The sequence below is a fragment of the Oceanisphaera sp. genome (genome assembly GCF_048268965.1).
Taxonomy (GTDB): domain Bacteria; phylum Pseudomonadota; class Gammaproteobacteria; order Enterobacterales; family Aeromonadaceae; genus Oceanimonas.
This window is the reverse complement of sequence record NZ_JBLWUK010000009.1, coordinates 90,255-100,558: the sequence shown is the minus strand read 5'-3', so window position 1 is coordinate 100,558 and position 10,304 is coordinate 90,255. Positions and strand designations below refer to the sequence as shown.

Annotated in this window: 9 protein-coding genes and 1 pseudogene; 3 read left to right on the top strand and 7 right to left on the bottom strand. The window is 58.5% G+C overall.

Going from position 1 to position 10,304, the window contains the following annotated elements; all coding sequences use genetic code 11:
- Positions 1-741: 741 nt before the first annotated feature.
- From trpA to ACN0VL_RS06575, 7 genes and pseudogenes are all read right to left on the bottom strand, one after another.
- Positions 742-1,548, bottom strand: a complete 807-nt coding sequence (gene trpA, locus ACN0VL_RS06605; RefSeq protein WP_417615696.1) for a tryptophan synthase subunit alpha — start codon at positions 1,546-1,548, stop codon at positions 742-744.
- Complete coding sequence (trpB, locus tag ACN0VL_RS06600; protein WP_417615694.1) at positions 1,545-2,738, bottom strand: tryptophan synthase subunit beta; 1,194 nt, start codon at positions 2,736-2,738, stop codon at positions 1,545-1,547. The genes trpA and trpB overlap by 4 nt, the downstream gene beginning before the upstream one ends.
- Complete coding sequence (gene trpCF, locus ACN0VL_RS06595; protein ID WP_417615692.1) at positions 2,738-4,126, bottom strand: bifunctional indole-3-glycerol-phosphate synthase TrpC/phosphoribosylanthranilate isomerase TrpF; 1,389 nt, start codon at positions 4,124-4,126, stop codon at positions 2,738-2,740. Before trpCF ends, trpB begins: the two co-directional genes overlap by 1 nt.
- A complete protein-coding gene (gene trpD / locus ACN0VL_RS06590) occupies positions 4,120-5,115 on the bottom strand; it encodes an anthranilate phosphoribosyltransferase (protein ID WP_417615705.1) in 996 nt (331 codons plus the stop codon). The genes trpCF and trpD overlap by 7 nt, the downstream gene beginning before the upstream one ends.
- 6 nt (positions 5,116-5,121) lie before the next feature.
- Positions 5,122-5,721: pseudogene (locus ACN0VL_RS06585) on the bottom strand (aminodeoxychorismate/anthranilate synthase component II); the annotation flags it as partial.
- Positions 5,714-7,264, bottom strand: a complete 1,551-nt coding sequence (locus ACN0VL_RS06580; RefSeq protein WP_417615690.1) for an anthranilate synthase component 1 — start codon at positions 7,262-7,264, stop codon at positions 5,714-5,716. The pseudogene ACN0VL_RS06585 and the gene ACN0VL_RS06580, both read right to left, overlap by 8 nt.
- Positions 7,265-7,282: 18 nt before the next feature.
- Entirely contained in the window at positions 7,283-7,420 is a 138-nt protein-coding gene (locus ACN0VL_RS06575; RefSeq protein WP_417615688.1) for a hypothetical protein, read from the bottom strand.
- Between the two features lie 234 nt (positions 7,421-7,654).
- Between ACN0VL_RS06575 and rnm the strand changes: the two genes are divergently transcribed.
- The 3 genes from rnm to rluB are packed head-to-tail and all read left to right on the top strand — an operon-like array spanning position 7,655 to position 10,066.
- Positions 7,655-8,479: an RNase RNM gene (rnm, locus tag ACN0VL_RS06570; RefSeq protein WP_417615686.1), complete on the top strand. Its 825-nt coding sequence runs from the start codon at positions 7,655-7,657 to the stop codon at positions 8,477-8,479.
- Positions 8,480-8,497: 18 nt separating this feature from the next.
- A complete protein-coding gene (locus ACN0VL_RS06565) occupies positions 8,498-9,118 on the top strand; it encodes an L-threonylcarbamoyladenylate synthase (RefSeq protein ID WP_417615685.1) in 621 nt (206 codons plus the stop codon).
- A 9-nt stretch (positions 9,119-9,127) separates the two neighbouring features.
- A complete protein-coding gene (gene rluB, locus ACN0VL_RS06560) occupies positions 9,128-10,066 on the top strand; it encodes a 23S rRNA pseudouridine(2605) synthase RluB (RefSeq protein WP_417615683.1) in 939 nt (312 codons plus the stop codon).
- The last annotated feature ends 238 nt before the right edge of the window (positions 10,067-10,304 follow it).

Below are 10,304 nucleotides of genomic sequence, written 5' to 3'. Positions count from 1 at the left end.
ATCTGATCTCTATTTTTCCGTGGGTTCCGTGTTCTTCCGTGGCGAATAGGTCTTTAAGGGTTTTGTTCCGCCTTCGGCGAAATGCGAGAGCAAGCGTTCGCCTACAAGTGCCAAAGCCAAGGCGAGACACCGGGGCCGTCATGCCGGGCTCGACCCGGTACCGGTAAGACGGCATAGGAGGTTTTTTGTAGGTGCCGCTTTAGCTGGCACTCCCGTCTCAGCGGGATTTTAAAAAACCTTCTGCTAACGCAGAACCGGCAGCTAAAGCGCCGGACTACAGGGGACGGTGTGTTTTATAGGCTCTGCTTTAGCTGCGCAATGCAGCTACGCGGCATCTTTGCTCCGATGTCTCATATCCTGCTGCGCAGGATTTAGCAGCTAAAGCAGCTACTACATTCGTGCTGTATGTTGAACGCGATGCTGCTTTTATCTTTAACTTACAGCGTGCAGCTGACGGCTTACCGCTTTGTTTTAGCCCTTACCATCAAGCTTCCTTTCCGATCTGATCTCTATTTTTCCGTGGGTTCCGTGTTCTTCCGTGGCGAATAGGTCTTTAAGGGTTTTGTTCCGCCTTCGGTGAAATGCGAGAGCAAGCGTTCGCCTACAAGTGCCAAAGCCAAGGCGAGGTACCGCTATGTCGGCTAAACACATGACAGGATGATAAAAAAACACCGAGCCTGGGGCTCGGTGTTTGGGGTTAACTGTTCGCTTTAAGCTTACCGCTTACCGCTTACCGCTAGGTTACTTGTGGGTCGCCGCTTTCATGTCGGTGGCGAAGGCGGTGAGGGCGTCGGTCATGGCCTTGAAGTCACCCTGGTGTTGCTCGATGATCTTGACCACGGCCGAGCCGGAGATGGCGCCGGCGGCACCGGCACTAATGGCCTCGCGCACTTGCTGTGGGGTGGAGATACCAAAACCGAGCAGTGAAGGCGGTGCATTAAACTGCTTGAGCGTGGCCAGCAAGGTGTCTACCGGTTTGCCGGCCTTGGTTTCGGTGCCGGTTACACCGGCGCGGCTCAGCAGATAGGTATAGCCCGAGCCGGTTTCGGCAATGGCTTTCAGGGTGGCTTCGTCGCCGTTGGGCGGAGCGATAAAAATGGTTTCTATGCCCGCTTTATCGGCGGCGGCTTTAAAGGGCGCCGACATTTCCAGTGGCGCATCGGCCACCAGTACCGAGTCTACGCCTGCGGCCGCGGCACGGCTGTAAAAGTTGTCCAGGCCCGGAGCGTACACCAGGTTGGCGTACACCAGCAGTCCGATGGGCATGTCTGGGTACTTTTCGCGTACCTGGGTCAGCATCTCGAAGCAGGTCTGGGTGCGGGTACCGGCATTCAGGGCGCGCAGGGTGGCCGCCTGAATGGTGGGGCCGTCTGCTACCGGATCGGAAAACGGAATGCCCAGCTCCAGGGCATCGGCGCCACCGGCAATCAGGGCATCAATCACCTTGAGCGATTGCTCGGGGGTGGGGTCACCCAGGGTCACGAACGGTACGAAGGCACCCTGATTGGCAGCCGTTAAACGGTCAAACAAGCGATTGTAACGGCTCATTTTATTTCTCCCTTCTGCTCTAGAATATCAGCCACGGTAAAGATGTCCTTGTCGCCACGGCCGGACAGGTTAACCACCAGCACCTGCTCTTTTTCTGGCTCGGCGTCGGCCATTTTAAGGGCGTAGGCCAGCGCATGAGACGACTCCAGTGCCGGAATAATGCCTTCGTTGCGGGCCAGGGCCTGAAAGGCGTCCAGGGCTTCGTCGTCGGTTACCGATACATATTCGGCGCGGCCGGTGGTGGCCAGGTAGGCGTGCTGCGGGCCTACCGAGGGGAAGTCGAGACCGGCAGAAACGGAATAAGACTCGGATACCTGACCGTCTTCGTTATGCATCATCAGCGACAACATGCCAAAGAAGATGCCCTTGGTGCCTTCGCCCAGGGTAGCGCCGTGTTCGCCGGTGCTAATGCCCTTGCCGGCGGGCTCTACGCCAATCAGCCTGACGTTTTTTTCTTCAATAAAGTCGGCAAACAGACCGATGGCGTTCGAGCCACCGCCCACGCAGGCAATCACGGCGTCGGGCAGGTGGGCTTCGTGCTCCATAATCTGCACCTTGGCTTCTTCGCCAATCATGCGCTGAAATTCACGCACTATGGTGGGGAAGGGATGCGGACCGGCGGCGGTACCCAGCATGTAGTGGGCGGTTTCGTAGTTGGCTGCCCAGTCGCGCATGGCTTCGCTGCAGGCGTCTTTCAGGGTGGCCGAGCCGGCGTGTACCGGTATCACTTCGGCGCCCATCAGCTTCATGCGGAATACGTTGGGCTTTTGGCGTTCGCAGTCTTTGGCGCCCATGTACACCCGGCATTTCAGGCCCATGAGTGCACAGGCCAGGGCGGTGGCCACGCCGTGCTGGCCGGCACCGGTTTCGGCAATAATTTCGGTTTTGCCCATGCGCTTGGCCAGCAATGCCTGACCCAGCACCTGGTTGGTTTTGTGAGCGCCGCCGTGCAGCAGGTCTTCACGTTTCAGGTAAATGCGGGTTTTGGTGTGCGAAGCCAGGTTGCGCACCCGGGTTAATGGCGTGGGGCGACCGGCATATTCGCTGAGCAGTTCGCGAAACTCGCGATCAAACTCGGGGTCCTGTTGTGCATCAACAAAGGCCTGCTCCAGTTGCAGCAGGGCGGGCATTAGGATTTGTGGCACATACATGCCACCAAAATCACCGAAGAAAGGATTAAGTAAGCTCATTATTTGGTTTTCCTGCGTCCGTAGTGGCGAATATAGGTGAAAGCGGCCTTCAGTTTCTGGGCATCCTTGTGCCCGGGGGCGCTTTCTACGCCGGAATTAAAATCCAGCCCCAGGCAGCCAAGGGCGGCTGCCTCGTGTGCGTTTTCCGGGGTGAGGCCGCCGGCCAGCATGGCCTGGCTGCTGTCGATGTTGCTTAGCAACGACCAGTCAAACGCCTGGCCGGTGCCGCCGCTCTGGCTGCCAACCTGGGTGTCGAACAACAGACGGTCGGCCTGTTGTGGCAGGGTGGGCAGGGCGTCGGTGACCGGCACCGCTTTCCAGACGGCCACCGTCTCGGGCAGCTGCTGCTTAAGGGCGCTGATATAGGCGTCGTCTTCGCTGCCGTGCAGTTGCACCGCGTGCAGGCCCAGCTCGCGCGCCGTTGCACTCACCTCGTTAAGGGCGTGATTTTGAAACACGCCTACATAGTGCAGGGGGGCGGCGGCCATGATGGCGCGGGCCTGCTCTGCGCTGACGCAGCGCGGGCTTTTGCCAACAAAAATCAGGCCACCGTGTACGGCGCCGGCGTTATAGGCGGCGGCGGCATCCTGTGGCTGGGTCAGGCCGCACACCTTGTTGCTGCCCAAAATCAGCTTGCGCACCGCCAGCTCGATATCGTGCTGGGCCATCAGCGAGCTGCCCACCAAAAAGCCATCGGCGTAGGCCGACAGGGCTTTCACCTGGGCGTGATCGTGAATACCGGACTCGGAGATCACAATGCGATCGGCGGGAATAAGCGCAGACAATACCTTGGTACGGTCAAGATCTATGCTCAGGTCGCGCAAGTCGCGGTTGTTGATGCCAATCACCTTGGCGTTAAGGGCAATGGCGCGTTCTACTTCTTCTTCGCTGATCACTTCGGTGAGCACGCCCATGTCCAATGACTCGGCCACCGCGTTCAATTCGCGGTATTGCTGGTCATCCAGCACCGACAACATCAGCAAAATGGCATCGGCCTGGTGCAGGCGGGCCAGCTTGATCTGGTAAGGGTCGATAATAAAGTCTTTGCAGATCACCGGCTGACTGACCTGGCTACGAACCTGGGTCACAAACTCGAACTGACCCTGAAAATACTTCTCGTCGGTCAGTACCGAAATGGCCGAGGCATGGCGGCCATACACGGCGGCAATGGCGTCCAGATCGAAGTCTTCGCGGATCAGCCCCTTGGAGGGTGAGGCCTTCTTGCATTCCAGAATAAAGGCCGGGCTTTTGGCTTTCAGTGCCGCCACAAACGAGCGGTCGCTGGGGATTAACTCTTCTTCAAAGCTGCTTAACGGCTGGCTGAGCTTGCGCTCGGCCACCCAGATTTTTTTGTCGGCAACAATTTTGCCCAAAACGGTACTTAACATTGGCTTAACTCCGCCAGTTTATTGGCAACATCCATGGCTTTGCCCGATTTTAACACAGCCAGCACCTGGGCAACCCCTTCTTTCAAGGTTTCGGTCTGGCCGCTCATCACCAGCAGTGGCGCCACGTTCATGGCAATCACGCCCTGTTGGGCCGGGGTGCCGCGACCTTGCAGCAGGCTCAGGGTAATGGCCTTGTTTTCACAAGGATCCCCGCCGGCCACGGCGCTAATAGGGTAACGTTCGAGCCCCAATTCTTCGGGGGTGATGCTGTATTCGCTGATCACGCCGTTGGCGATCTCTGCCACCATGGTGGGGCCGTGAATGGCCACTTCATCCAGGCCGCTGCCATGGACCACCATGCCACGCTTGAGGCCCATGGCCACCAGAGTGTCGGCAATGGGGCGCACCAGCTCTTCGGAATACACGCCCAGCAGCATGAAGTCGGGGCGGGCGGGGTTAACCAGCGGGCCCAGCACGTTGAAGATAGTGCGGGTTTTCAGGGCCTGGCGCACCGGCATGGCATTGCGCATGCCACCGTGGTAGTTGGGCGCAAACAGGAAGCAGACGTTCACTTCATCCAGGCTGTGGCGGGCGCGCTCCGGGCTCATGTTCAGATCGATGCCCAGTTGTTCCAGCAAGTCGGACGAACCGGACTTGGAAGACACGCCGCGGTTGCCGTGCTTGGCCACCTTAAGACCGCAGGCGGCGGCCACCAGGGCCGAGGTGGTGGACACGTTAAAGATGTTCATGCCATCGCCACCCGTGCCCACTATGTCGCAAAACGGATAGTCGGGACGGGGGAAGGGCGAGGCCGCCTCCAGCAGTGCCTGTGCCGCGCCGGCAATTTCATCCGGGGTTTCGCCTTTCATTTTCAGCACGGTCAGCAAAGAAGCCATGGTCATTTGATCCATGTCGCCCTTGATCAGCTCGCCAAACAGGGCCTGAGCCTGGTTGCGGCTAATGTGCTCGCCCCGGTACAGCTGATCCATGGCCTTGCTTTCCGGCGCGCTTAAAAATTCCATACTTTGCGCCAGCAATTGCGCGCCCTCCGTGGTCATGATGGACTCTGGGTGAAACTGAAACCCCAATACCCGCTTGGCGGTATCCTGCACCGCCATGGTCATGCCGTGGTAGTCGGCAATCACCGGCAGGGTGCTGGGGATCTTGCTGCCCACCAGCGAGTGATATCGGGCTACCGGCAGCGGGTTGGACAAGTGGGCAAATACCCCTTGGCCGTTATGGCTGATCAGCGAGGTCTTGCCGTGCTTGATTTCACCGGCGCCACCCACCACGCCGCCGTAGTGCTCCACCAGGGCCTGATGACCCAGGCAGATGCCCAGAATGGGGAAGCGACCAATACACTCGGTGATGAGGGCGGGCATGTTACCGGCTTCGCCGGGAGTGCCCGGGCCGGGCGAGAGCACCAGAATGGGCCGTTCGCCCTGCTGCTCGCATTGCTCCATGGCGGCGACCAGCTGCGCCACCGGCACCGTGTTGCGATACACCTTGACGGTGGCCCCCAGGGTGCGGAACTGATCAACCAGGTTATAGGTAAAAGAGTCGTAGTTATCGAGCAGGAATACGGTATTAGACATGGCTCACCTCCGCCAGAGTGGTGCCGTGGGCCAGGGCGATGGCGTTAAGCACCGCCGCCGCCTTGTTGCGGGTTTCGTCGGCTTCCGACTGGGGATCCGAGTCATACACCACGCCGGCACCGGCCTGCACATGGGCCACGCCATCACTGACAAAGGCCGAGCGGATCACGATACAGGTGTCCATGTCGCCCTGGCCGTTGATGTAGCCAACGGCCCCGCCGTAGCTGCCGCGACGTGCCTGCTCTACTTCACGGATCAGTTCGCTGGCGCGAATTTTGGGGGCACCGGTCAGGGTGCCCATGTTCATGCAGGCCTGATAGCCGTGCAGGGCGTCCAGATCGTGTCGCAGTGTGCCCACCACCCGGGAGACCAGGTGCATAACGTGGCTGTAGCGGTCTACGCTGAGCAGGTCTTTCACATAACGGGTGCCGGGCTCGCTGATGCGGGCAATGTCGTTGCGGGCCAGGTCGACCAGCATCAGGTGTTCGGCGGTTTCCTTGGTGTCCTGGCGCAGGTCCAGCTCGATGCGACCGTCCAGATCCAGGTTGACGCTGCCGTCCGGGTTCAGGCCGCGCTTGCGGGTGCCGGCAATGGGGTACATTTCTACCGTGCGGCTGGCATGGTCGAATTTAACCGAGCTTTCGGGGCTGGCGCCAAACAGGGTGAAGTCCTGATCGTTCACATAAAACAGATAGGGGCTGGGGTTGGTTTGCTTGAGCTTGCGATAGGCCGCCAGCGGGCGCGGGCAGGGCAGGCTGAAGCTGCGCGAAGGCACCACCTGAAAAATATTGCCGTCCTGAATGTGCTGTTTCAGGTTGATGACATCGGTTTTAAATTCGCTGTCGCTCTTGCTGGCCTGAATATGGCCGTGCAGCTGGGTATCGGCGGCCGGCTCCGGGTGAACCTGGCCACAGGCGTCGGCCAGCTGTTGCAGCCGGGCTTGCAGTCTGTTCTGTTCGGCGGCGTCAAATACGCAGGCCGACAGGCGTCCGGTTTCCTGTTTATGATCCAGGGTGATCAGGGTTTCGGCCAGATAAAAGCAAAAGTCGGGGCAACGGTTAATGCCTTCCGGCACCTGGGTCAGTTGCTCGAATGACGCAATCAAATCGTAGGCAAAGGTGCCAGACATAAAGATGTGCTGCTGACCCTGGTCTGCCTGAAAGCGGGTTAAAATCAGGCGCAGGGTTTCCAGTACCGAAGGCGCTTTAAGGCGGCTGTCTTCGTCCAGGGTATCGTCGGCCTGGGGCAGGGTCACCACCAGCTGGTGGGCCGAGCGCTCGCCGCCCAATGCCTGTTCAACCAGGTCCAGGGCGGGCAGGCCGTTATTGTTCAGGGCGTTCAGGGTGACGGTGTGCTGCTGGCACACCAGGCGGACACAGGCATCCAGCATCAACAGGCTTTGGGTACCGGCCTTGGTGTCTATTTCTGCCGACTCCAGCAACATGCTGTTGTCGCCGGCTTGGGTGAGGGCTGCGAATAACGCGAGCGGATCATCGGTGTAGGGTGCATCTTGCAATAAAACGTGGAGCTGACCATGCGCCATCTTGTTCTTCCTTTTTAGTTAGTCTCGGTCATCAGGTATCTGCCTGATCACCTGGCTGGCAATGTCGTCATCGGTAATGGTTACGAATGCCGTTTTTACCGGGGTAAGCTGCGGTTGAGGTTGCCATCGCCAAATATTCTTGTCGGTCGGTTTCATCGCGTCACCTTTTGCTGGATAATAAAAAACCCGCACTAGGGCGGGCTTACATGTTCGCTGAGACTTAAAGACGAATACAGCAAATCACACACCCGACGTTAGGGAGTGTGCCACCACCAAATAATGCGTAGAGTGGAATTTTGCTGAAACATCGCGCTCTTCTCGTTAATCTGAAACTGGTTATAGTTAAACGATATTCGGGGGGACAAGTCAACCCCGGGCACAGGAATTTTTATGCGAATTGATTTACACAGCCATTCTACGGCGTCGGATGGCCAGCTCACACCGACCGAATTAATGGCCCGCGCGGCCGAAAAAGAAGTGGATGTGCTGGCACTCACCGACCACGATACGCTGGACGGGTTGGCCGAAGCGGCGATCGCAGCGGAGCAGTATGGTGTGCGTTTGATTAACGGCGTGGAAATTTCCTGCTTGTGGCAGGCGCTGGAAGTGCACGTGGTGGGGCTGAATATTCGCTGCGATCACGAAGGCTTGAATGCCTTGCTGGCCGAACAGCAGCACAGGCGCGAGCAACGAGCGCACTTGATGGCCGAACGGTTGGCAAAGGCCAGGTTTCCCGGCGCTTACGAAGGCGCGCGGGCCCTGGCGGGTAAGGCGCCCATTACCCGTACTCACATGGCCAAGTGGCTGTTGAGTCAGGGGGCGGCCGATTCCATACCCAAGGTGTTTAAAAAGTTTTTAAGCCGAGGCAATACCGGCTATGCTCCGCCCAACTGGTGCTCGCTGGATGACGCCATCAGCGCCATTCAACAAGCGGGTGGCGTGGCGGTGCTGGCGCACCCTACGCGCTACGACCTGTCGAACAAATGGGTCAAGAAAATGCTGGCGGCGTTTGCCGAGGCAGGCGGCGATGCCATGGAGGTTTCCATGGCGCAGCAGAGCCCGCAAGAACGTGCTACGTTGGGTGAATGGAGCAAAGAGTTCAAGCTGGCCGCGTCGGTTGGGTCTGACTTTCACTATCCCAGCCAGTGGCGTGAGCTGGGCCGGCAGTTGTGGCTTCCCAAAGAAGGCACGCCAGTGTGGACACGTTTTATTTAAATCATTCCGGGAGGAATCATGAGCCAATATTTTGAACTGCACCCCGACAACCCTCAACCTCGCCTGATCAATCAGGCGGTGGCGATTATTCGCCAGGGTGGTGTGCTGGTTTATCCCACCGACTCCGGTTATGCCATCGGTTGTCTGGTAGGCGACAAAAACGCCATGGAGCGTATCTGTCGCATTCGCAAGCTGGAAAAAGATCACAACTTTACCCTGGTGTGCCGCGATTTGTCCGAGCTGTCTTTTTACGCTCGGGTAGACAATGGCGCCTTCAGATTGATGAAGAACAACACCCCGGGCGCCTATACTTTTATTTTGCAGGCCACCAAGGAAGTGCCGAAGCGGCTGCAGAACCCAAAACGTAAAACCATCGGGCTGCGGGTGCCGGACAACGCCATCAGCCTGGCCTTGCTTGAGGCACTGGGTGAGCCCCTGATGTCGGGCAGTTTGATTTTACCCGGCGAAACCGATGCCGAGTACGATCCGCAGTTGATCCGCGAGAAGCTGGAAAAACTGGTCGACCTGATCATCGACGGCGGCGTGCTGGACTCCAAGCCTACGACCGTGATCGAACTGTACGATGATACCCCCGTGATTGCCCGCGCTGGTGCCGGCGACACTCGTCCTTTTGAATAAGTGAATAACATGACTGAAAAACTGCAAAAAGTGCTGGCCCGGGCAGGCAAAGGTTCGCGCCGGGAAATTGAAGCGCTGATCAGCCAGGGACGAGTAAGCGTAGATGGCAAGGTCGCCATCCTCGGTGACCGTGTGACCGGTAAAGAGCAAATACGCCTGGACGGCCACATGGTTGAAACCCAGCCCGAAGCCGAGGTTATTTGCCGTGTGCTGGCCTATCACAAGCCGGAAGGCGAAGTGAGCACCCGCAAGGATCCCGAAGGCCGACCCACGGTATTCGACCGTCTGCCCAAACTGCAGGGTGCCCGCTGGGTGTCCGTAGGGCGACTGGATGTGAATACCTCCGGCCTGTTGCTGTTTACCACAGACGGCGAGCTGGCCAACCGTTTAATGCATCCACGGCACGAAATTGACCGGGAATATGCGGTACGGGTATTCGGTGAAGTGACCGAAGCCATGCTGCAGCGTCTGCGCAAGGGCGTGATGCTGGAAGACGGCATGGGCAAGTTCGACACCATCAAGCACCAGGGCGGCGAAGGCATGAACCACTGGTTCCATGTCACGCTGAAAGAAGGTCGTAACCGCGAAGTACGTCGCCTGTGGGAATCCCAGGAAATGCAGGTAAGCCGACTGATCCGGGTACGTTACGGCAAAATCGAACTGCCCCGCAATCTGCCCCGGGGCGGCTGGTCCGAAATGGGCCTGGACGAAGTTAACTACCTGCGTACCGAGGTGGGGTTAACCGCCGAGAAAGAAAGCAAGGTCGACGTCCATGCCACCGAGCGTTACAAGCAGGTGTCCCAAATTCGCAAGGCGGTACGCAAGCACAACAGCCGCGTAAGGAGCGAAGGCACAGGTGCCAATGCCGGCGCCGGCGCCAAGAAAAAGCCGGGCCCAACACGGCCACGCAGCGCCAACCCACGGCAAAAGCGCAAAACCAGACTGTAACAACCACAGTTGTAAGATAAACATCAAAACACCGAACCCACAGGTTCGGTGTTTTTTTATGGTTTTGCCGTCATCCTGACGCAGGTCAGGATCTCGGTTGTGTGTTCTGTAGGCACTGCTTCAGCTGGCAGTCCCGTCTCAGCGGGTAAAACCCTCCTGCTAACGCAGGACCGGCAGCTGAAGCGCCGGACTACAAGGTGCGGTGTTTTCTGTAGTCTGCCGCTTCAGCTGGCAGTCC

Excerpts from the sequence above, each read along its gene's own strand:
- rluB (WP_417615683.1), top strand. The coding sequence starts at position 9,128 with ATGACTGAAAAACTGCAAAAAGTGCTGGCCCGGGCAGGCAAAGGTTCG.
- ACN0VL_RS06580 (WP_417615690.1), bottom strand. The coding sequence starts at position 7,264 with ATGGCGCATGGTCAGCTCCACGTTTTATTGCAAGATGCACCCTACACC.
- ACN0VL_RS06575 (WP_417615688.1), bottom strand. The coding sequence starts at position 7,420 with ATGAAACCGACCGACAAGAATATTTGGCGATGGCAACCTCAACCGCAG.
- rnm (WP_417615686.1), top strand. The coding sequence starts at position 7,655 with ATGCGAATTGATTTACACAGCCATTCTACGGCGTCGGATGGCCAGCTC.
- ACN0VL_RS06565 (WP_417615685.1), top strand. The coding sequence starts at position 8,498 with ATGAGCCAATATTTTGAACTGCACCCCGACAACCCTCAACCTCGCCTG.
- trpCF (WP_417615692.1), bottom strand. The coding sequence starts at position 4,126 with ATGTTAAGTACCGTTTTGGGCAAAATTGTTGCCGACAAAAAAATCTGG.
- trpB (WP_417615694.1), bottom strand. The coding sequence starts at position 2,738 with ATGAGCTTACTTAATCCTTTCTTCGGTGATTTTGGTGGCATGTATGTG.
- trpA (WP_417615696.1), bottom strand. The coding sequence starts at position 1,548 with ATGAGCCGTTACAATCGCTTGTTTGACCGTTTAACGGCTGCCAATCAG.
- trpD (WP_417615705.1), bottom strand. The coding sequence starts at position 5,115 with ATGGATCAGCTGTACCGGGGCGAGCACATTAGCCGCAACCAGGCTCAG.